This window comes from Inquilinus limosus DSM 16000, assembly GCF_000423185.1.
In the GTDB taxonomy this organism is placed as follows: Bacteria; Pseudomonadota; Alphaproteobacteria; order DSM-16000; family Inquilinaceae; genus Inquilinus; species Inquilinus limosus.
Map to the genome: position 1 here is coordinate 1 of NZ_KE383986.1, position 21,406 is coordinate 21,406.

The 21,406-nt window shown below is 71.5% G+C and carries 18 protein-coding genes; 8 read left to right on the forward strand and 10 right to left on the reverse strand.

Annotated elements, in window-relative coordinates:
* The coding region (locus G537_RS41095) for a phosphopantetheine-binding protein (RefSeq protein ID WP_034853733.1) at nucleotides 1-288 on the forward strand (288 nt) is incomplete at its 5' end.
* A complete protein-coding gene (locus G537_RS0131655) occupies nucleotides 285-4,337 on the forward strand; it encodes a non-ribosomal peptide synthetase (protein ID WP_026873449.1) in 4,053 nt (1,350 codons plus the stop codon). The genes G537_RS41095 and G537_RS0131655, both read left to right, overlap by 4 nt.
* Nucleotides 4,338-4,358: 21 nt before the next feature.
* On the opposite strand, the gene G537_RS0131660 is transcribed toward G537_RS0131655, so the two are convergent.
* The 8 genes from G537_RS0131660 to G537_RS41105 form a co-directional block, all read right to left on the reverse strand.
* Complete coding sequence (locus G537_RS0131660; protein ID WP_034853735.1) at nucleotides 4,359-5,177, reverse strand: ATP-binding cassette domain-containing protein; 819 nt, start codon at nucleotides 5,175-5,177, stop codon at nucleotides 4,359-4,361.
* Nucleotides 5,174-5,896, reverse strand: a complete 723-nt coding sequence (gene fhuF, locus G537_RS0131665) for a siderophore-iron reductase FhuF (RefSeq protein ID WP_026873451.1) — start codon at nucleotides 5,894-5,896, stop codon at nucleotides 5,174-5,176. Before fhuF ends, G537_RS0131660 begins: the two co-directional genes overlap by 4 nt.
* A complete protein-coding gene (fhuB, locus tag G537_RS0131670) occupies nucleotides 5,893-7,890 on the reverse strand; it encodes a Fe(3+)-hydroxamate ABC transporter permease FhuB (RefSeq protein WP_051249391.1) in 1,998 nt (665 codons plus the stop codon). Before fhuB ends, fhuF begins: the two co-directional genes overlap by 4 nt.
* Complete coding sequence (locus tag G537_RS0131675; protein WP_034853738.1) at nucleotides 7,883-8,779, reverse strand: ABC transporter substrate-binding protein; 897 nt, start codon at nucleotides 8,777-8,779, stop codon at nucleotides 7,883-7,885. Before G537_RS0131675 ends, fhuB begins: the two co-directional genes overlap by 8 nt.
* Before the next feature lie 7 nt (nucleotides 8,780-8,786).
* Nucleotides 8,787-10,973, reverse strand: coding sequence for a TonB-dependent siderophore receptor (locus tag G537_RS0131680; protein WP_051249392.1), 2,187 nt, complete (start codon nucleotides 10,971-10,973; stop codon nucleotides 8,787-8,789).
* Between the two features lie 230 nt (nucleotides 10,974-11,203).
* Nucleotides 11,204-11,746 carry a DUF4142 domain-containing protein gene (locus G537_RS0131685; RefSeq protein WP_026873455.1) on the reverse strand — a complete coding sequence of 181 codons (543 nt, stop codon included), beginning with the start codon at nucleotides 11,744-11,746 and terminating at the stop codon, nucleotides 11,204-11,206.
* A gap of 44 nt (nucleotides 11,747-11,790) precedes the next feature.
* Nucleotides 11,791-12,531, reverse strand: a complete 741-nt coding sequence (locus G537_RS41100; RefSeq protein ID WP_064742251.1) for an endonuclease/exonuclease/phosphatase family protein — start codon at nucleotides 12,529-12,531, stop codon at nucleotides 11,791-11,793.
* The gene (locus G537_RS41105; RefSeq protein ID WP_034853740.1) at nucleotides 12,528-14,687 is read right to left on the reverse strand and encodes a VTT domain-containing protein; all 2,160 of its coding nucleotides are present in this window, start codon (nucleotides 14,685-14,687) and stop codon (nucleotides 12,528-12,530) included. Before G537_RS41105 ends, G537_RS41100 begins: the two co-directional genes overlap by 4 nt.
* A 196-nt stretch (nucleotides 14,688-14,883) precedes the next feature.
* Here G537_RS41105 and G537_RS0131700 point away from each other — a divergent pair, with 196 nt between their 5' ends.
* Both G537_RS0131700 and G537_RS41110 read left to right on the forward strand, forming a co-directional pair.
* Nucleotides 14,884-16,146 (forward strand): arsenic transporter, encoded by a 1,263-nt coding sequence (locus tag G537_RS0131700; RefSeq protein WP_026873456.1) that lies wholly within the window; start codon nucleotides 14,884-14,886, stop codon nucleotides 16,144-16,146.
* Nucleotides 16,143-17,408 (forward strand): MFS transporter, encoded by a 1,266-nt coding sequence (locus tag G537_RS41110; RefSeq protein WP_034853742.1) that lies wholly within the window; start codon nucleotides 16,143-16,145, stop codon nucleotides 17,406-17,408. Before G537_RS0131700 ends, G537_RS41110 begins: the two co-directional genes overlap by 4 nt.
* A gap of 14 nt (nucleotides 17,409-17,422) precedes the next feature.
* On the opposite strand, the gene G537_RS44110 is transcribed toward G537_RS41110, so the two are convergent.
* Together G537_RS44110 and G537_RS42585 are read right to left on the reverse strand one after the other, a co-directional pair.
* Complete coding sequence (locus tag G537_RS44110; protein WP_155888870.1) at nucleotides 17,423-17,743, reverse strand: hypothetical protein; 321 nt, start codon at nucleotides 17,741-17,743, stop codon at nucleotides 17,423-17,425.
* Nucleotides 17,744-17,784: 41 nt separating this feature from the next.
* Nucleotides 17,785-18,081 carry a hypothetical protein gene (locus G537_RS42585; RefSeq protein WP_026873457.1) on the reverse strand — a complete coding sequence of 99 codons (297 nt, stop codon included), beginning with the start codon at nucleotides 18,079-18,081 and terminating at the stop codon, nucleotides 17,785-17,787.
* 214 nt (nucleotides 18,082-18,295) lie between these two features.
* Between G537_RS42585 and G537_RS0131715 the strand changes: the two genes are divergently transcribed.
* The 4 genes from G537_RS0131715 to G537_RS0131730 all read left to right on the forward strand — a co-directional run bounded on the left by G537_RS0131715 (nucleotide 18,296) and on the right by G537_RS0131730 (nucleotide 21,352).
* A complete protein-coding gene (locus G537_RS0131715; RefSeq protein ID WP_026873458.1) occupies nucleotides 18,296-18,802 on the forward strand; it encodes a ferritin-like domain-containing protein in 507 nt (168 codons plus the stop codon).
* Between the two features lie 89 nt (nucleotides 18,803-18,891).
* On the forward strand, nucleotides 18,892-20,061 hold the full coding sequence (locus G537_RS0131720; protein ID WP_026873459.1) for a zinc-dependent alcohol dehydrogenase: 1,170 nt from the start codon (nucleotides 18,892-18,894) through the stop codon (nucleotides 20,059-20,061).
* Between the two features lie 9 nt (nucleotides 20,062-20,070).
* On the forward strand, nucleotides 20,071-20,580 hold the full coding sequence (locus G537_RS41120; protein WP_051249394.1) for a hypothetical protein: 510 nt from the start codon (nucleotides 20,071-20,073) through the stop codon (nucleotides 20,578-20,580).
* Nucleotides 20,573-21,352: an SDR family NAD(P)-dependent oxidoreductase gene (locus G537_RS0131730; RefSeq protein ID WP_026873460.1), complete on the forward strand. Its 780-nt coding sequence runs from the start codon at nucleotides 20,573-20,575 to the stop codon at nucleotides 21,350-21,352. The genes G537_RS41120 and G537_RS0131730 overlap by 8 nt, the downstream gene beginning before the upstream one ends.
* The last annotated feature ends 54 nt before the right edge of the window (nucleotides 21,353-21,406 follow it).

Consider the following 21,406-nt stretch of genomic DNA (forward strand, 5'->3'; position numbering starts at 1 on the left):
GAGGGCGAGACCGAGCAGGCCATCGCCCGCATCTGGCAGGACGTCCTCGGCCTCGACCACGTCTCCCGGCACGACGACTTCTTCAACCTCGGCGGGCACTCGCTGGCCGCCATGAAGGTGCGGGCGCTGCTGCTGGAGCGGCACGGCCGCGCCCTGCCGATCCGCCATTTCTTCGACCATCCGACCCTCGCCGGGCTGGCCGCCAGCCTGGACCTGTCCGCCGGCGCCGCCGAGCCGCGACTGGAGGACATGAACAAGTGGATGAGCGAACTCGAGGACCTGACATGACCGTCGATGCCCAGCAGATCGCCCGCCGCTTCGCTGCGCTGGCGCCGGACCGTCGCCGCGCCTTCCTGGACAAGCTGGCCGAGCATGGGGTGGATTTCGCCACGCTGCCGATCGTGCCGGCGCGGCGGGGCGGCGACCTGCCGCTGTCCCACGCCCAGCGCGGGCTGTGGCTGACCTGGCAGCGCGACCCCGCCAGCCCGGCCTACACCATGGCCGGCATCCTGTCCCTCACCGGCGATCTCGACGCCGCGGCCCTGCAGGCGGCCGCGGGCGATCTGGTCGCCCGGCATGAGGCGCTGCGCACCACCTTCGGCATCGACGCCGAGGGCCGGCCGGTGCAGCGCATTCACGCCGAGCTGCCGCCGCCCTTCGTGGTCCGGGACCTGCGCGCGGCAGGGGAGGCGGAGAGTGACGCCTTCGCCGAGGCTCTGGCGCGCCAACCCTTCGACCTCGAAGCCGGTCCGCTGCTGCGCTTCGAGCTCCATGTGCTGGCCGACCGCGAGCACCGGCTGGTTCTGGTCCTGCACCACATCGTCGCCGACGGCTGGTCGATCGGGCTGATCATCCGCGACTTCGCCGCCCTCTACGCGGCCCGGCGCGACGGGAAGCCGTCGGGCCTGCCGCCGTTGGCGTTGCACTATGCCGACTACGCCGCCTGGCAGCGCAACTGGCTGGAGGCGGGGGAGGAGGCGCGGCAGCTCGATGCCTGGAAGGCGGCGCTGGGCGACAGCCACCCGCCGCTCGACCTGCCCTTCGACCGCCCACGTCCCGCGGAGCGCAGCGAGGCCGGGGCGGCGCACCGCTTCCAGCTGTCGAGGCCGGTCAGCGACGGGTTGCGCGCCCTGGCCCGCAGCCGCGGCGCCTCGACCTTCATGGTGGTGCTGGCGCTGTTCAAGCTGCTGCTGGCGCGGAACGGCGGCGGCGACGACATCCGCATCGGCGCGCCACTGGCCCATCGCGGCCGGGCCGAGACGCATCCGATGATCGGCTACTTCACCAATGTCGCGGTGCTGCGCACGATCCTGGACCAGCGCCGGGGCTTCACCGCGCTGCTGGACCAGGTGCGCGAAGGCCTGCTGACGGCTGAGACCCGGATCGACGTGCCGTTCGACATGGTGGTCGAGGCGTTGGCGCCGCCGCGCCAGGCCGGGGTGCATCCGCTGTTCCAGGTGAAATGCACCGAGCAGGCCGACGCGCCGGGCGGCGGCGACTTCGCCGGCCTGGCCATGACGCTGCGCGGCCTGGGCAGCGGCGCCGCGCATTTCGACCTCAGCCTCGACTTCACCGACCGAGCGGAGGGGATCGACATCCTCATCGCCTACACCACCGACGTGTTCGACGCGGCGACGGTCGAGCGGCTGGCAACGGATTTCGCCGCCCTGGCCGACGCCGTGGTGGCGGCGCCGGAGCGGCGCCTGGTCGATCTTGCGCCGGCCCCGGCGCCGGGGACCGCCTTCGGCCCGGCCAGCGCCAAGCCGCCGGCCGACCTGGTCGCGGTCTGGCGGGCGCAGGCGGCAGCACGGCCGGAGGCGGTCGCGGTCCGGCACGAGGACAGGTCCTGCACCAGGGCGCAGCTCGACCGGGTCTCCGACCGGCTGGCCCGGCGGCTGGTCGCCCGCGGCGTCCGGCCCGAGGACCGAGTGGCGCTGCAGATGGGGCGCACGCCGGAATGGGTGCTGGGCATCCTCGGCGTGCTCAAGGCCGGCGCGACCTATCTGCCGCTCGACCCCGCGGCGCCGGCGGAGCGGCGGGCGGAGCTGGTGGCCGACAGCGGCGCTCGCTGGCTTCTGGTCGATGCGGAGACGTCCGAGAGCTTCGGCTGCGAGGTGCTGCGCCTGTCGCTGGACGACGATGCCGATGATGCGACGGTCCCACTGCCCGAGCCGGCGCCGGACCAGGCCGGCTGCCTGATCTACACCTCGGGCTCGACCGGCAAGCCCAAGGGTGTGGTGGTCACCCGCGGCGGCATCGCCGACTATGCCCGCGGCGTGCTGCAGGTCCTGGACCTGCCGGAGGGGGCGCGGATGGCGATGGTCTCGACCGTCGCCGCCGATCTCGGCAACACCGTGCTGTACGGCGCGCTGTATGGCGGCGGCGAGCTGCACCTGATCGACCCGGCCCGCGCCTTCGACCCCGACCGCTTCGCCGAATACATGGCTGCCCAGCGCATCGAGGTGCTGAAGATCGTGCCCAGCCACCTGCAGGCGCTGCTGCAGGCGCGCCGGCCGCAGGACGCGCTGCCGGCCCACACTCTGGTGCTGGGCGGCGAGGCGACCGGCTGGCCGCTGCTGGACCGGATCCGCGAGCTGGCGCCCGGCTGCCGCGTGGTCAACCATTACGGACCGACCGAGGCCACGGTCGGCGCCCTGTGCCAGCCCGCCGTCGCGGCCTGGCGCGCGGCCGGCACGCTGCCGATCGGCCGGCCCCTGCCGGATGCCGCGGCGCATGTGCTGGACGGCCATTTCAACCCGGTGCCGGCCGGCGCGGCGGGCCAGCTCTATCTCGGCGGCCCCGGCGTGGCGCGCGGCTATCTCGGCCGGCCGGACCTGACGGCGGAACGTTTCGTGCCCGATCCCTTCGGTCCGCCCGGCGCCCGGCTGTACCGCACCGGCGACCGGGTGCGGCGGCTGGCCGATGGCAGCCTGGAGTTCCTCGGCCGGGCCGACGACCAAGTGAAGATCCGCGGCTACCGGGTCGAACCGGGCGAGGTGGCGACGGCGCTGCGCAGCCTCGACGGCATCGCCGACGCCGCGGTGGTGGCACTGCCGGCGGAGGATGGCCGGATGCAGCTCGTCGCCTATGTCGCGGCGCCGGCCGGCACGGATCTGGAGACGGCGAAGGCCCGGCTCGCCGCCCGGCTGCCGGACTACATGGTCCCGGCCGCCTGGGTGCGGCTCGATGCCCTGCCGGTCACCGCCAACGGCAAGCTCGACCGCAAGGCGCTGCCGGCGCCGGAGGCGGCGAAACCGGCCGACGATCCGCCGCGCGGCGAGACCGAGCAGGCGCTGGCCGCCCTCTGGTCCGGCCTGCTCGGCACCGACGCGATCGGCCGCGACGACAACTTCTTCGCCCTGGGCGGGGACTCGATCCTCAGCCTCAAGCTCCTGGCCCGGATCCGCAAGCAGGGGCTGGCGGGAGGGCAGGCGCTGACCCTGGCCGACATCCTGAACGCCCGCAGCCTCGCCGATCTGGCGGCGCGGATCGCGCCGGAGCCGCCGAAGGGGCCGGAGGTCGTGCATCTCCAGCGCGGCGGCGACGGGGTACCGCTCTACTGCCTGCCGGGGCTGATCGTGAACTCGACCGAATTCGCCTCGATGGTCGCGGCGCTGGGCGGCGACCGCCCGGTGACCGGCTTCGTCAGCCATGTCTACACGCAGCAGCGCTGGCGCGGCTACGACATGGCCGCCCTGGCCGAGGAGTTCGCCGCCCATATCGAGCGCACCGCCGGCGGGCGCTGCGCCCTGCTGGGCTGGTCCTCCGGTGGCGACCTGGCCTTCGAGACGGCGCATCGGCTGAAGGACCGGGTGAGCATCGAGTTCCTCGGCTTGGTCGATGTCTTCGAGAACGTCGATGTCCGCACGGACCGGCAATTGGCGGTGGAGGAGCGGCAGCGGGCTGCCTCCCTGCTGGAGCAATGGCTCGGCCGCTCGGCCATGGCGGCGCAGTGGCGGTCTCTGTTTGCGCTGATGGACGAGGCCGAAAAGGCGGCGCTGGACGAATACGTCCTGACCCACGCCGACGGCCTGCCGGCGGACGGGCCCGACCTGACCTCGCGCGAGTTCGAACTATGGGCAATGCTGGACAAGCGGCTGCGCGCCGCGCGCTACGCCTACCGGCCGCTCGGCCTGCCGGTGCATGTCTGGCAGGCGGAGGATTCGCTGGGCCGGCCGGAGCGGCTGCGCGACTGGAGCCTGCTGGCGCCAGTGGCGGCGCTGGCCCGGGTGCCGGGCGCCACGCATCTCGACATCATCCACTCCCCGGAATTCCAGTCCGGGGTCCGGGATGCGCTGCGCCGGGTCGATGCCGTCCTGGCGGTGGCGGCCCAGTAAGGCGGGGGAGGGGGCCGCCGGTCAGTGCGGATAGCTGATCGGCGGGCCGCCGGCCGGGTTGGGCAGGACGCCCATCGGGATGCCGTAGATCGCCTGCAGCCGGTCCGGCCGCAGGATGGCATCCGGCGTGCCGCGGGCGATCAGCCGGCCGGAATGCAGCGCCACGATCTCGTCGCAGAACCGCGCCGCCATGTTGATGTCGTGCAGCACCACCACGACGCCCAGACCCTTGCTGCGGCTCAGCCGCTGCACCAGCGCCAGCACCTCGACCTGATGCGCGATGTCGAGGGCGGAGATCGGCTCGTCCAGCAAGAGGCAGGCAGCATCCTGCGCCACCAGCATGGCCAGCCAGGCGCGCTGCCGCTCACCGCCCGACAGGGTCTCGACCAGCCGGTCGGCGAAGGGGGCGATGTCGGTCAGCGCCATCGCCTCCTCGACCTTCGCCCGGTCGCCGGCGCCGAAGCGGCCGAGCGCCCCGTGCCAGGGATAGCGCCCCAGCGCCACCAGCTCGCGCACCAGCAGGCCGGAGGCGGGCGGCGTCTGCTGCGGCAGATAGGCGACCCGGCGGGCGAAGGCGCGGTCGGCCCAGTCCCTGAGCGGGCGCCCCTCGAAACGGACGGCGCCTGCGCTCGGCGGCTGCTGCCGCGCCAGGATCTTCAGCAGCGTCGATTTGCCGGAGCCGTTGTGGCCGATCAGCCCGGTGACCCGGTGCGGTGCGAGCGTGAGGTCGAGCGGTTGCAGCAGGGTGCGGTCGGTCACGGCGAAGGCGACCTGCGACAGCTCGAACATCGCCGGCGCGGCGTCGGTCTCGGCCGCAGGCGCGGGGGCGGTGTGGTTCATGCCGTTCTCGCTTTCACCAGCGGGCAGGTCGAGCAGTAGTCCAGGTTGGGGATCAGATAGCGGATGCAGCAGACGCGCCGCAGCCTTTTCCGCTCGCCGCCGCGATCGACATAGCGCACCGGCTCGAACAGCGGGTTGGCGCGTCGGCCGGGCCAATCGCGGCTGGCCAGCAGGGCGCGGGCCTGGGCCGGGCCGGGGCCGCGCGCCATGCCCGAGGCCTCAATCTGGCGCAGCAGATTCTCGAACAGGTTGCCGACATTGCTCCACAGCACCTTCGCGGTGGCGCCGCTCTGTGCCGACAGGGCACGGACCAGGGGCTCGATGTGGTGGTCGACCAAGGGGCCGAAGCGCTCGAATCCGTCGGCGGGGGCGGCCCGGCCGCCGCCATGCGGCAGCTTGAACGCCGTCGTCTGCCCGTCCGGCGCCAGGACCACCCCGACCTCGTCGAGCCCGGTCGGCAGCCCGTGCTCCAGCAGCAGACTCGCCGCGACCACCGGGGTCAGCAGCATCCAGAAATGCCATTTCGCCCACAGCGAGGCCACGGCCCGTGGCTCCGGCTGGTCGTATCGCCCGGCGAAGCGCTCCAGGACCGGGCCCAGCACGGCGGGATCCAGGAGGTCCGACCCCGGCACCGCCGGCCGCGGATCGTCGGCCAGGACCAGCCGGTCGGCGAAATCGGCGAGGGGGCCGGCGAAGATCGGGGCGATCGCGTCGATCATCGCCGTTGCATCAGCCAGATGAAATAGGTGCCGCCGACGAAGGTGGCGACCAGCCCGGCCGGGACCTGCCAGGGGAAGACGACGGTGCGGCCCAGCCAGTCGGCCAGCACCATCAGCCCGGCGCCGAGCAGCCCGGCCGCCAGGATCTGCGGCGTCGGCCGCCGGATGCCGAGCATGCGGACCATGTGCGGCGCCATCAGGCCGACGAAGCTCAGAGGGCCGACGGTCAGCGTCGCCCCGGCCGTCAACAGGGCGGTCAGCAGCAGCAGGGCGGCCCGGCTGCGGGCCAGAGACAGGCCGAGCGACCGGCCGGTCGCGGCGCCGAGCGGCAGGATGGTCAGCCAGCGCCCGGCCAGGGGCAGGATCAGGGCGGCCGCAAGGGCGAGGCCGCAGGTGATCACGGCGTCCCGGCCCGAGACGCCGTAGGTCGATCCCGACAGCCAGCCCAGCAGCAGGGCGGTGCGCGGATCTCCGCTGAACAGCAGCGCCACCATGAAGGACGCCGCGATCATGGTCAGCGCCGTGCCGGCCAGCAGCATGTGCTCCGACGAGAAGGCCGATCGCCTCCCGAGCGAGAGGACCGCCAGCAGCGCCGCCAGCGCGCCGAGGCCGGCCACGGCCGTCAGGGCCAGGCGATCCAGCCCGGGCACGGCGACCGCCGCCACGATCAGTGCCAGCGCGGCGCCGGAGGAGACGCCGAGCAGCTCCGGGCTCGCCATGGCATTGCCGGTCAGGCGCTGCAGCACCACGCCGGCGGCCGCGAGCATGAAGCCGGCGCCCAGCGCGGCGGCGACGCGGGGAGCACGCCAGGGCAGCAACAGCTCGAGATCGCTTCCCGTGCTCCAGTGCCATCCCTCCGGCGTGCGGCCCAGCGCCAGCGCGGCCCAGACGATGGCGCCGAGCAGCAGCAGGATGCCTGCGACCCAGATCCAGGGATGCCGGCGACGGTGCTCGGCGGACCACATCGCCCGGTCCGGCCGGGCTTCGCCCGCCGGCCGCAGCCGGCGCAGCAGCCACAGCAGCAGCGGCGCCCCGAGGATGGCGGTGACCGCGCCGGTCGGTGCGGCGCCGGCGCCCTCGACGAATTGCAGAAGCTGGTCGGTCAGCGCCAGCAGACCGGCGGACACCGCAGCCCCCCAGACCAGGCGGTCGCGGAAGCGGCGCGCGCCGGCGAGGCGGGCGATGGCAGGGCCGGCCAGCCCGATGAAGCCGATCGGCCCGACCAGGGCGGCGACGGAGGCGCTGAGCAGCACCGCGACGGCAATCGCCGCCAGCCGTGCCGCGGCCGGCGAGAGGCCGAGGCCGCGCGCGCCCTGTTCGTCGAGGTCGAGAAGCGTCAGCGGCCGCAGCATCAGCGCGCTCGCCAGCGCCGCCAGGGCCAGCCGCGGCGCCAGGGCGAGCGCCACGCCCCAGTCGTTCTGGTTCAGCGACCCGCCCTGGAACACGAACAGGTCGGTCAGGGCCTGGTGGTTGAACAGCACCAGCATCTTGCCGGCGGCGTCGAGATAGAGAGAGACGACCAGCCCGGCCAGGATCACGGCGATCGGCGCCAGCCGATGGCGCCCGCTCAGCGCCAGCACCAGCGCCACGGCCGCAACGCCGCCGAGGAGAGCGGCGACCTCCTGCCCGGCTTCGAGGAGGAACGGCGCCGACAGCGTGGCGGCGATCAGGGCCAGCTTCGCCCCGGCGAAGACGCCGAGCGTGCCGGGCTCGGCCAGCGGGTTGCGCAGCGCCTGCTGGAACAGCACGCCGGCGAGGCCGAGGGCGGCGCCGCCCAGCAGCCCGACCACCAGCCGCGGCAGCAGGCTGTATTGCGCCAGCATCTGGCGCATGTCGGTCGGGTCCGGCGCGATCAGGGCTTGCGCCCAGTCCGCCGGCGACAGCAGCGCCGTCAGGTGGTGCAGGAACAGCCCCAGGGCGGCGGTGATCAGCAGGGCTGCCAGGAGCGCCGGGCGGCCGGCAGTCGCCGGCCGGGGCAGAGCGATGTCAGCCATTCGCGGTCCCCTGCGCCGGCAACACCTGTGCCAGCTGCTGGGCGAAGCGCGTGGCCGAGAACAGCCCGCCATTCGGATACACCACCGGCATCTCGATCACCCGGCCCTGGCGCACCGCCGGCAGCGCGGCCCAGAGCGGGCTGGTGGCGAGCTGCCGCAGGGCACGTTCGGTTTCGGCGCCGCGGTCGAAATGGATCAGCCGAGCCTCGGCGTTGCCGGCCAGCTGCTCAATGCCGATCGAAGTGGTGCCCCAGACATTGGTCCGCCCGGTCCAGGCGTTGCGCAGGCCGAGGCGGGACAGGACGTCGCCGATCATGCCGTTGCCGCCGAAGATCGCGGCGTGGCGCCCATCCTCCATGAAGCGGACAACATAGACCGGCCGGTCGGTCCAGGGCTCAAGGACCCGGCGGGCCTCGGCCAGGGTGGCGTCGGCGCGGTCGGCCCAGGCTCGGGCCTCGGCGTCGCGGCCGGTCAGCGCCGCCACCCGGATCAGCAGGTCCCGCGCGTGGTCCAGCGCCGGCTTCTCCTTGGAGAAGGTCGGCAGCCAGGCGACCGGGGCGATGCGTTTGAGGTTGTTCTGTCCGACCTCCGCCCAGGACGGGGCCAGGACGAGGTCGGGCCGCAGATATTGCAGCAGCTCGAGATTCGGCTCCTGCAGCGGGCCCAGATCCGGCACGCCGTCCGGCAGCGCCGGCTCGGCCACCAGCCTCTGGTACAGGGGGATATTGCCGATCGCGGCGGGCGTGATGCCCAGGGTCAGCAGCATCTCGGTCAGCAGCAGGTCGAGGGCCGCGACCCGGCGCGCCGGTCCCGGGGCCTGCGCGCGCGCCCAGGCCGGGCCGGCGAGGGCCAGGCCGATCCCGCCGAGGACCGCGCGCCGGGTCGGCATCAGCGGCTCACCAGCGATAGCCCAGGGTGGCCGACACGGTGAGGGGCTCGCCGTAGCGGCATCCGCTGATATCGGTGCAGGTCATGTACTCCTCGTCGAACAGGTTCTTGGCGTTGAGCTGCAGCGTGGTGCCCGCAAGGCGGTCGTCAATCGCGCCGAAATCATAGGCGATCATCGCGTCGACCAGCAGTCGGCCCGGCACGTCCTCGTCGACCTTCTCGAGTTGGTTGTTGCTGGAGAGGGTGACCCCCGGGAGGTTGGTGGAGCTTAGATACTGCAGCCCGGCGCCGATCGTCAGGCCCCTGACGCCGAGGTCGTCCAGCTTGTAGTCGGCCCACAGGGCAATATTGTGATAGGGCACCAGGGCGAGACGCTCGTCCTTCGTGAACAGATCGTCGCTCTCGACGGTGCGGGCATCGGTATAGGCGTAGGACGCGACGAGGTTGAGCGCACCGAAGCTGGCCCGGGCCTCCAGCTCGATACCCTGCGATCGCACCTTGCCGGTCTGAACCGAAAAGGATCGGGTCGGGTCGGTCGGATCGGCGGTCAGGACATGGTCCTGGTCGATCCGGTAGATGGCGCCGCTGATGATGAAGTTCTCGCCGGGCGGCTGGTAACGCAGGCCGATCTCGTACTGGTCGGCCTTGGTCGGCTCGAACAGTTCCCCGTCCCGGTTGATGCCGGCATTCAGCGCGGTGGGCTGGAAAGACTGGCTGAAGCTGGCGTACGGCGCGAAGCCGTTGTCGAACAGGTAAAGCAGCCCGACGCGGCCGGTGAAGGCGCTGTCGGAGCGGTCCTGCTTCCGGTCGAGGTTCCGGAGGACGAGCCAAGGGTCGGGGCGGTAGCTGGTGTTGTAGGCGTCCGCCCAATCGTAACGGCCGCCGAGCACCAGGATCAGCTTGTCATAGATCTTCATCTGATCCTGGAGATAGATGCCGACCTGCGAGCCCTTGTTGTTGAAGCCGCTGTTGTTGCTGGTGTTGATGGTCACGGTCGCGTCGTAGACCGGGTCGTGGATGTCGAGGGGGCCGACCGAGCCGGAGGTGAAGCGGTTCGTGTCGTAGTCGAGGCCCCAGGTATCGACCCCCGCCAGGAGCGTATGCTCGACCGGCCCGGTCTCGACCTTCGCCTCCAGCGAGGTGTCGGTGGTGAAGCTGTCCGAGCTTTCGAAGCGCTTGCTCACGCCCCGGCTCAGGGAATCGCCCGTAAGCGTGCCGTAGGTCAGGTAATCCCACAGGACGTCGGAATGGAAATAGCGCAGCGAGTTGCGCAGCGTCAGGCTGTCGTTGAACTTGTGCTCGAACTGGTAGCCGAGCGAGTAGGTTTCGCTGTAGTAGCGGTCGAAGCCCTTCTGGCCGATGAACAGATCGCGCGGGATCCGCTCTTTGCGCAGGTCCTCATAATCCATCGGCGGCGCGAAGCGGGTGTAGATCTCCTGATAGTTGCTCAGGAAGGTGATCTTGGTCGAATCTGAGGGCTGCAGGGTGAACGCCGGGGCGATGTACAGCTTGTCATCGGGGACATGATCAACCCAGTTGCCAGAATTGCGCCACAGACCGGTCAGCCGGTAGGACAGCATGCCGGCATCATCGACGGGGCCGCTGAAGTCGCCGGAGAACTGGGTGCGGCCGTAGCTGCCGTATTCGGCGTTCAGTTCGTGGAACGGCGTGTCGGTCGGCCGCTTGCTGATGGCATTGACCACGCCGCCGGGGCTGAGCTGGCCGTAGAGCACCGAGGACGGGCCGCGCAGCACCTCGATGCGCTCCAGCCCGTAGGGCTCCTGGTTGCCGTCGTAGACGTTGGGCTGCAGCCGCATGCCGTCGCGCAGCATGCCGGATCCGCCGGTCGCGACGTTGAAGCCGCGGATCATGAAATCATCATTCATCCGGCTGTAGGCGCCGGACTGGAAGGTGAGGCCCGGGGTGTAGGCCAGCGCCTGCGACAGGGTCTCGGCGTTGGTCGCCGTCATCTGGTCCCTGGTGACCACCGAGATCGACTGCGGCGTCTCGATCAGCGGCGTGTTGGTCTTGGTGGCGCTGAGGCTGGTATTGGCGACAAAGCCCTGCACCGGGCCGGTCGGGTCCTCCCCCTGGCCGGTGACGACGATGGGGGCCAGGACAAGGCCGTTCGTGGCCGGGGGCGCTTGCGTCTGGGTCTGGGGCTGCGCCTGAGTCTGCTCCTGGGCCTGGGCCAAGGCCGGCCCTCCAACCGCGACGAGAATGGTTGTCGTTAGCAACATCCGCACGCGGTCGCGCGCGCCGTATCCAGCACCCATGCCACCCCATCCTTCTTATCCGGAACCGCGGGCACCGGCGGTTGTCGCCCACCCGTCTTCGAATGCGGGTGCTCATTAACAAGAATAATAATGACTCGCAATCTCATTTGGTGGAGATTTTCATCGAATTTCCGGAAAGGGTGAGGGATCTATGCCTTGCCGAGCCGGTCGAGGATCGTCTGCGCCTGATCGAGATGGCGTTTGATGACCGGCAGCAGCTGCGTCGCGATCGCCTTCAGCGCCGGATTGGCGCCGAAGCTGCTGTAGTCCTGCTGCAGCTTCAGCGCTGCCCTATGCGCCTCCACCTGGGTCCGCATGTAGAGCCGGTCGAAGTCCTGCTCGGTGGCATTGGCCAGATCCCGCAGAGCTTCGTCGTGCCGGGCGTCCACCGCCGTCGGCAGGGCGGTCGCGAGATTCTGGCTCTTGGCCGCGTCCGTCAATTGCTCGCCGGCCTTGGTGTGGTCGTCGAGCATCATCCGGGCGAAGCTGCGGACGTCGTCGGAGGACGCCTTCTCCAGCGCCGCTTGGGCGGCGGAGATCTCGAACAGACCGCTGATCGCGGTCTCCCGGACATAGCCGGCGGCGTCGGTCTGCACCGGCTGCGCGGCGGTGTTGCCGCTCTGGGCGATCGCGGCGGTCGCGGGGCAGGCCGATATGGCGAGCCCCAGGGCCGTCGCCAGGAGTCGTCTCATGATCGGCTCCGCATGGGCGGGCAGGGCGTGACGAACCTGCCTGGTCAACGTTGAGGCAGGATCGCGGGTTCCGACGCCATCGGCACCGGGTCGATGCGGATCTCCGCGATCACCGGCAGGTGGTCGGAGACGCGCCGGCCCTGCGGGTCGACCCAGCTGCGCAGCAGGGCGTGGCGCGGCCGGCAATAGACCCGGTCCAGCGTCAGGATGGGGCAGCAGGCCGGGAAGGTGCGCTGCGGGGTTCGCCCCGGCAGCACCTGGGCCAGCGACCGCCGGACGGCACCGTTCCAGGTCCAGTCGTTGAAGTCGCCGAGCATCACCGAGGTCCGCGCCGCGCTGTCGGCGATCCGGGCCAGCAGCGCCGCTTGGTGGCGCCGTTCGGCGAAATCGAGGCCGAGATGCACCGAGGCGAGGTGGAGGGGGCCGCCCGGGGCCGAGACCATGGTCTCGATGGCGCATCGCGGCTCGCGGCGGGAATGGGTCAGGTCGTGCAGCTTGATGGCCGAGAGAGGCCAGCGGCTGATCAGCAGGTGTCCGTAGTGCCCGTCCGGCGCGACGATGGTCCGGGCTGCGGCGGTGTGGTTGCCGAGAGCGGCCGCCAGCAGCGCGAAGGGCGAGTCCGGGCCGGTGCCGCGGCCGCGCGAATCCACCTCCTGCAGCGCCACGATGTCGGGCGCGTGCCGTCGGACCAGGGCGATCACCCGATCGAGGTCGTAGCGGCGGTCCGGGCCGATGCCGGCATGGATGTTCCAGGTCAGCAGCCGAAGCGGCGGGGCGTCCGTCACGATCGTGTTCGCCGCCTCCGGCTCACCAGCGCCTGCAGCCCGACGGACAGGGCGATCCAGGCGGCCACGACCGCCAGCAGGATGCCGATCTCCGCCAGCGACGGGTCGCGCAGGATCGACAGGATGCGGTCGCCCAGCGCGGACAGGACGAGCAGGCCGGGCGCCAGGCCGAGGGCCGTGCCCACAAGATAGTCGAGGATCGGGATCCGCGCGGCGCCGGCGACCAGGTTGACCATGGTGAAGGGCGCGATCGGGACCATGCGGATCGTGGCCATGGCGATGACCCCGCGGCGGGCGATCCCGTCGCGGATCCGGTGCAGGCGCGGGCCCATGGCGGCGTGCAGCGCCCTTTCGCCGGCCACGAGGCCGATGAGATAGCCGGCGAGCGCGCTGGCCAGCGCGCCGGCCGCGGCATAGGCCAGCCCCGGCCATGCGCCGAAGGCGGCGGCGGTCGCGGCGATCAGCACGGTCACCGGGAACATCACCAGCCCGCCCAGCACGAAGGCGCCGATGACGAGCGGCGCTCCCCAGCCGGTCCCGGCGACACCGTGCAGCGACTCCTGCAGCCGGCCCGGATGGGCCCAACCGGCGAGGTCGGTGGTGCCCCAGGCCAGCGCCAGCAGGACGGCCGCCAGCGCGATCGGAAGGACGCGCAGCAGGCCCCGCCAGCGCGCCTTGACCGAGGCCAGGCTGCGGTCGACCAGGCCGGTCGCCGGCAGCGGGTGGCGGGGATCGGCCACCGCCGCGACGGCCCAGCCCCATTCCTCCGCGACCGTCCGGAGATCGTCGATCGGCACCAGGCGGCGCTGTCCGTTCCCGGCCGTGTCCACGGCGGCGAGCAGCGAACCGGCCTCGCGGATCCGCCGCTCCATCTCCTCCGGCGCAACCCCGCAATGCTCGCCCAGCAGGCGGGCGCGGACCGCCCGGACGGCCCGGCGTTCCACCGCGTCGACGGCCTCGACGGCCAGATCGCACTCGCTGTCGACGCCCATCGACCGGTTGCAGAGATTGGCGGAGCCGACCCGCAGCAGCCGGTCGTCCACGATCATCAGCTTCGAATGCACCATCACGTCGGCGGTCGAGCCGTCGCGGTCGCTCCGCGGAGACAGCACCCGCACGCGATCGCCGACACCGGCGGCGCGCAGGATCTCGATGAAGCGCATCCGGCCGATCGCCATGGTGCGATGCTCTACCCAGCTGTGATGGACGCGCGGCACCACGACCACCGCCTCCAGCGTCGGCACCGCCCGCATCCGCCGGGCCAGGCGCTCCGCGATGCCGATGCAGGTCAGGAACTGGTTCTCAATGTAGATCGATTCCCGCGCGGCATCGATCATATCCTCGAACAGGGTTTCGATCTCACGCACCTCGCCCTCGCCGGGATAGAGCGGAAGCGTGCGCGAGATGCCGACCGTGACGTCGCGGAACTCCGCCCCGACCCCCTCGGGCCAGGACATGGTTCGGGCGGCGACGGCGGGCAGTGCCTCGCAGCTCGCGCGCTGCCACCGCCAGCGGACCAGCTCGGCCAGGGCTCGCGCGGCGGGGCCGTCCACCATCATCTGCACATCGTGGAACGGCGGGTAGGGGACGCCGGCCGGGTCGACGCGCAACGGGTTGGCCGGCAGGTGGTCGGCCGTGTCCCAGCGTCGCACGGTCAGGTCGAGCCCGCCGACGAAGGCGACCGCGTCGTCGATCACCACGATCTTCTGGTGGTGCGAGGAGCCGACCGGGATCTCGTCGTCCAGGCACAGCTCGATCTGCGGCGGCGTGCTCCATTGCAGCGCCAGCAGCGGCAGCGGCTCCCGCTCCAGCGCGTAGTAGAGCGAGTAGTTCCACAGCAGCAGCTTGACCGACAGCTCGGGCCGCTCGCGGACGAGGGCGCAGAGGAAATCGCCCAGCGTCGCCGGCAGCCCGTCGCGCGGCTCGCCCTCCGGCCCGACCAGGGGCGTGCGGCTGTCGATGTCCCAGCCGACGATCAGGATCCGGTGCCTGGCCTGCCGCATGGCCGAGCGCAGCGCCCCGAAATAGGCCGCGGCGTCGACCAGCACGGCGGCGCGGTCGGCACGTTCGATCCGCCAGACGTTCCGCCCTGGCCGCAGCACGGATGTCTCCGAGAGCAGATCTTCCTTCTCCTCGACCGTGGCCGCAGTTCGCATGACCCGCACGGCGTGGCGTTCCTTCGCTTCGCGTCCTATCCACTCAACGCCCGGAGACGGAAAATGTCGCCGTCCGCGGGGACGTGCCGGGCCTTGCCGACGGACCGGCTCCCGTCTAACGAGAAGCCGCGAGCGCGGCGGCGATCCCGGTCCTCCGCGAGACGGCATCGCTGCCCGCGGAGGAGCTGACACCGACATGAGCATGCTGACCGACGGCGCCGCGGCCACCTGGGGCATCGCCGCGCTGGCCACCGGTGGCGTCATCCTGCGGCCCTGGCGCCTGCCCGAGGCGATCTGGGCGGTGGCCGGCGCCGCGGCGCTGGTCGGCTTTGGCCTTCTGCCCGGCAGTGACGCGCTGGCGGCGATCGGCAAGGGCGCCGATGTCTACCTGTTCCTGATCGGGATGATGCTGCTGGCCGAGCTGGCGCGCACCGAGGGCCTGTTCGACTGGGCGGCGGCGATCGCCGCGCGGCAGGCGCGGGGATCGGCCAGCCGGCTCTTCGCGTTGATCTACGTTGTCGGCGTCGTCGTCACCGTCTTCCTGTCGAACGACGCCACCGCCGTGGTGCTGACCCCCGCCGTCTATGCCGTGGCGCGGACGGCGGGGGCCGCGCCGCTCCCGTATCTGCTCATCTGCGCCTTTATCGCCAATGCCGCCAGCTTCGTCCTGCCGATCTCCAATCCCGCCAATCTCGTGGTGTTCGGCAGTCACATGCCTCCGCTCCTGACCTGGCTGGCCTGGTTCACTCTGCCCTCGGCCCTGGCGATCGGCGCCACCTTCGTCGCGCTGCGGCTGACCCAGGCGCGGGCGCTGCGTGCGCCGATCGCGACCGATGTCCCCGTGCCCGCCCTGCCGCCGGGCGGGCAGATGGCGGCCTTGGGCCTCGGCGTCACCGCGGTCGTGCTGCTGCTGGCCTCGGCCTTCGGCCTGGATCTCGGCTTGCCCACGGCGCTCGCCGGCCTAGCCACCACCGCCGCCGTCCTTCTGCACCGCCGTGCCGCGCCCTGGCGGCTGATGCGCCGCATCTCCTGGGAGGTGCTGCCGCTGGTCGCCGGACTGTTCGTGCTGGTCGAGGGGCTGGACCGCACCGGGGCCGTCCACCTCCTCGCCGCCGCGCTGCAGGACGCGGTGGCCGGGTCCGTCGCCGGTGCCTCCTGGGGCGTCGGAACGATCGTGGCGGTCGCGGTCAACCTGATGAACAACCTGCCGGCGGGGCTGATCGTGCAATCGACGCTGGCCCAGGCCCCGGTGCCGCCGCAGGTCGCCGGCGCCGCGCTGATCGCCATCGATCTCGGCCCGAACCTGTCGGTCACCGGCTCGCTCGCGACCATCCTCTGGCTGGTCGCCCTGCGCCGCGAAGGGCTGGAGGTCGGCGCCCTGCAGTTCCTACGCCTCGGCCTCGTCGTGATGCCTCCGGCGCTGCTCCTGGCGCTGGCCGGCTTCCTGCTGCGGTGGTGAGCGCCGATCGGACATCCACGGCGGCAGCCCGCCGGGCCGGGTTCAGCCCGCGCTCGCTGGACGCCATCAACTTCCTCCTGGCCGATGCGCGCGGTGCGGTCGGTCCATATCTGAACGTCTACCTGATCACCGAACGGGGCTGGAGCCAGTCGGCTCTCGGCGTCGTCACCATGGTCAGCGGCATCGCGGCCCTGGCGCTGCAGACCCCGATCGGCGCCGCGATCGACCGCAGCCGCGCCAAGCGCGGCGCGATCGTGCTGGCGCTGGCGGTGATGGCGCTGGGCGCCGTCGCCATCTTCCTCCGCACGGACTTCTGGTGGATCCTGGTCGCGTCCACGATGATCGCGGTGGTCGGGGACATCTTCTACCCCGCGGTCTCGGCCATCACCCTCGGGCTGATCGGCCGTCGCGGGCTGGCGCAGCGGATCGGACGCAATGCTGCTTTCGATCACGCCGGAAACGTGATGATCGCCCTGCTGGCCGCCGCCGTCGGCTGGTGGTTCTCGCAACGCGCGGTGTTCCTGCTGGTGCCGATCTTCGCCGTGCTGGCGGCAGCGGCGACGCTGTCGATCCCGGCGCAGGCCGTCGATCACGATCTCGCTCGTGCAGCGGATCCCGACAGCGAGGGGAAAAGGACCGTCGCCCGGCCCGCCTGGAAAGTCCTGCTCCGGCGGCGGCCCCTGATGGTCTTCGGGATTTGCGCCTTCCTGTTCCACTTCGCCAATGCGCCCCTGCTGCCCCTGGTCGGGCAGGTGCTGGCCTTCGCCCATCCCGACTGGGCGACGGCGATGATGTCGATCTGCATCGTCGCGGCGCAGGCGGTGATGCTGCCGATCTCGATCCTGGTCGGCCACACGGCGGACCGTTGGGGCCGAAAGCCGATCTTCCTGATCGGCTTTGCCGTCCTGCCGGTCCGCGCCGTGCTGTTCACCCTGTCGCACGACAGCGGCTGGCTGATTGCGGTGCAGTTGCTGGACGGCGTCGGCTTCGGCATCTACGCCGCCCTGACGCCGCTGGTCATCGCCGACCTGATGCGCGGCACCGGCCACTACAACATGGCCCAGGGCGCGGTGGCGACGATGACGGGGATCGGCGCCTCGCTCAGTGGCCTCGTCGCCGGGGTGGTGGTCGACGCCCTCGGCTTCGATGCCGCCTTCCTCACCCTGGGCCTGGTTGCTGCGGTCGCCGCCGTGGTCTTCGCGGTGGCGATGCCCGAGACCCGGCCGGACCTGCCGCCGGACGAGCCAGCGCAGGCTGCCTGACCGACTGCCCGCGCTCAGCCGCCGTTGCTGTCCCCGGTGCCGCCGGTCCCGCCGGGGGCCGGGTTCGGGGCCTGTGGCTTCGGAGGGGGCTGCCGGTCGCGGTCCGGCCGCTGGTTGGGAGCGGGCTGGCCCTGGTTTTCGCCCGGCTTGCCGGGAGGGGCAGTTCCGCTTGCGCCCGTGTTCGAGGACTCGCCGCTGAAAGTATCGGTGCAGCCGATCTGCTGCCGATCGGCGCAACTGCCGGTAGCGGGCGTCTGTGGCTGAGGTTGGGTCTGAGCCAGCGCCGATGCGGACGCCAAGACGATGCCGATCACGAGGCCGCACGACAACTTCATGGCGTCCTCCACGAGACGGATCCGGTCGCGGCCCGTGCCGGTCAAAGCTGGGTCCACAGGCCGAGGATGAGCATGACCAGGAGCAGCAGCACGAACACGACGGCGACCGCCCAGATCGGCCCCAACGATACCGGCACCCTCAGATCGGCCGTTTCGCGGCCGCGCGCGAGGCTCGTGTCCGGCGGGCGGCCGATCGCCTCGCGGCTGCGGGCATTGTGGATCTCGTCGGCCGTGGGCGACATGCCGGCCGCCTCGTCATCGGTGCCGAGCGGAGCGGCCGCCGGATCCTGCACCGGGATCTTGTCTCCGGTGAGGCCCCGATCGATGTCGTGCCGCAACTGCTCCGTCGTCGGTCTGTCCCTCGGGCTGGGCGAAGGCATTCGTCCGGGCTCCGACACTGGCCGTTGCCCTGGCAATGGTCGCGGGTACCTGCCGGTTCCCTGCGATTTTTTCACCGGGCCGCGAACGGCCGTGCGCGAGGCGCTGTTGAGCCTTCAGGGCGCATCGGAGCCGGAGGGAGCCGGTCCGGGCGCGGTTCGACAGGAGATCGCGATGACCGACCCAAGAGAGCATCTCACCCATTGGCTGCGCGATGCCTATGCCATGGAAAGCCAGGCCATCTCCCTGCTGGAGACGCAGGCCAGCCGGCTCGACACCTATCCCGAGGCCCGGGCGAAGGTGCAGGAGCATCTGCAGCAGACCCATCGCCAGCGGCAGGATGTCGAGGACTGCCTGGCGAAGCTCGGCGCAGACCCGTCCGACCTGAAGGTCCTGGCGCAGAAGACCATCGCCAACATCCAGGGCCTGTTCCATTCCATGACCGAGGACGAGGTGCTGAAGCACGCGCTCGGCAGCTATTCCTTCGAGCAGTTCGAGGCCGGCAGCTATCGCATGCTGGCGGCGGCGGCCCGCGAGGCGGGCGAACCCGGCATCGCCGAGACCTGCGAGCGCATCCAGCACGAGGAAGAGGCGATGGGCGACTGGATCTGGCAGCAGATGCCCACTCTGACGAAGGAGTACATCAGCCGCTCCGAGGTCGGCGCCACGGCCAAGCGCTGAGCGACCAGCCCGATGGACCGGACGGCGGGCGCCGTTGGCCCCGCCACGGCCGCTTGCAACCGCCCGACGGCTGATCCAGGAGGCGAGGCATGAAGGCGCTGTGCTGGCACGGCAGGGAGGACATCCGCTGCGACACCGTGCCGGACCCCGGGATCGAGCACCCGCGCGACGCCGTCGTCCGGGTGACGAGCTGCGCCATCTGCGGCTCCGACCTGCATCTTTATGATGGCTTCATGCCGGGCATGAAGTCGGGCGACATCATGGGCCACGAGTTCATGGGGGAGGTGGTCGAGGTCGGGCCAGAGAACCGGCGGCTGAAGGTCGGCGACCGGGTGGTGGTGCCCTTCACCATCTGCTGCGGCGAATGCGACCAGTGCCGGCGCGGCAACTTCTCGGTCTGCGAGCGCACCAACCGCAACGCCGAACTGGCGGCCAAGATGTTCGGCCACACCACGGCCGGGCTGTTCGGCTACACCCACCTGACCGGCGGCTATCCCGGCGGCCAGGCGGAATATGTCCGGGTGCCTTATGCCGATGTCGCGCCGGTGAAGATCCCGGACGGACTGACCGACGAGCAGGTGCTGTTCCTCGGCGACATCTTCCCGACCGGCTGGCAGGCGGCGGCGCAATGCGACATCGAGCCGACCGACACCGTCGCGATCTGGGGCTGCGGGCCGGTCGGCCAGTTCGCGATCCGCGCCGCGCTGCTGCTCGGCGCCGAGCAGGTGATCGCCATCGACAACGTGCCGGAGCGGCTGATCATGGCCGAGGCGGCCGGCGCCGTGACGATCAACTTCGACGAGGAGAGCGTGCTGGACCGGCTGCGCGAGCTGACCCATGGCCGCGGTCCGGAGAAGTGCATCGACGCGGTTGGCCTCGAGGCGCATGCCGGCCGGCCGGTGGACTCCATGCTCGACCGTGCCAAGCAGGCGGTGATGCTGGGCACCGATCGGCCGCATGTGCTGCGCGAGGCGATCTATGCCTGCCGCCCGGCCGGCACCGTCTCGGTCCCCGGCGTCTATGGCGGGCTCCTGGACAAGATCCCCTTCGGCGCCGCCATGAACAAGGGGCTGACCTTCCGCATGGGCCAGACCCATGTGAACCGCTGGACCGACGACCTGCTGCGCCGCATCCAGGACGGCCAGATCGATCCGTCCTTCGTCATCACGCACACCGAGCCGCTGTCGCGCGGGCCGGAGCTCTACAAGACGTTCCGGGACAAGCATGACGGCTGCGTCAAGGTCGTGCTCAAACCCTAGAGGCCGGCGATGAGATCCGTTTTCCGCGGCGCGCCCGCGAACCCGTTCCCCACCGCCCGCGGCGTCGCGCAGGGGCTGGGGGTGTTCAGCATCGCGCTCGGCGTGCTCGAGCTGCTGGCACCGCGGCGCCTGGCGCAATGGCTGGGTCTGCGCAGCGATCCGCGCATGGTCCAGGCCTACGGCGCCAGAGAGGTGGCGACCGGCCTCGCCATTCTCGGGCGATCGCGCGATCCGGCGCCGTTCGTCTGGGCCCGCGTCGCCGGCGATGCGCTCGATCTCGCCACCCTGGCCGCGATGGCCGGCGGCAGCCGCGCCCGCGGCCGGCTGGGGCTCGCCGTCGCCGCGGTGATCGGGGTCACGGTGCTGGACGCGCTGTGCGCCCAGTCGCTCTCGACCCGGCGCCGGCACCGCACGCCGGTGCGCGACTACAGCGACCGCAGCGGCCTGCCGGACACGCCGGAGCGGATGCGCGGCGCGGCCCGCGTCACGGTCCCCATCAGGGAGGCCGGTCATGGCTGAGCCGAAGGATACCATAGCCCTGGTGACCGGCGCGTCGACCGGCATCGGGTTCGAGCTCGCCCGCTGCTTCGCGCGGGACGGCCACGGCCTGATCGTGGTGGCGGAGGAGGAGGAGGCGCTGCAGCGCGCGGCGACCACGCTCCGGCACGCAGGCTCCCCGCGCGTGGAGGCGGTGGTGGCCGACCTCTCCCGCCCCGAGGGGCCGGACCAGGTCCACGAGGCGGCGCAGCGGATCGGCGTCCTTCCCGAGTTCCTGGTCAACAACGCCGGCATCGGCGTCTTCGGCGATTTCGCCCGCGAGACACGGTGGGAGGACGAGCTGCGGCTGATCCAGCTCAACGTCGTCTCGGTCGTTCGCCTGACCAAGCTGTTCGCCGCCAGCATGGTGGCGCGCGGATCGGGGCGGATCCTGATCACCTCCTCGGTCGCCGCCATTGCGCCGTCGCCGCTGCAGTCGGTCTATTCCGCCAGCAAGGCCTTCGAATACGCCTTCGCCGAAGGCATCGCCAACGAGCTCGCCGACACCGGTGTCACCGTCACGGCGCTGCTGCCGGACGCGACCGAGACCGAGTTCTTCGCCCGCGCCGACATGGAGGACACGAAGCTCGGCCGGGCGTCCAAGGCCGATCCGGCCGAGATCGCGCGGGCCGGCTACGACGCGATGATGAAGGGCAAGGACCACGTCATCGCCCCGTTCTCGGCGAAGCTGAAGGCGGCGCTGACCGCGGTGATGCCGGAACGGGTGATCGCCAGCACGGCCCGGGCCGACTGACGCCGCCCACCCGGTACGAATCGTTCCTTGCTGCCGGAACCCGGCCCCGTCCGA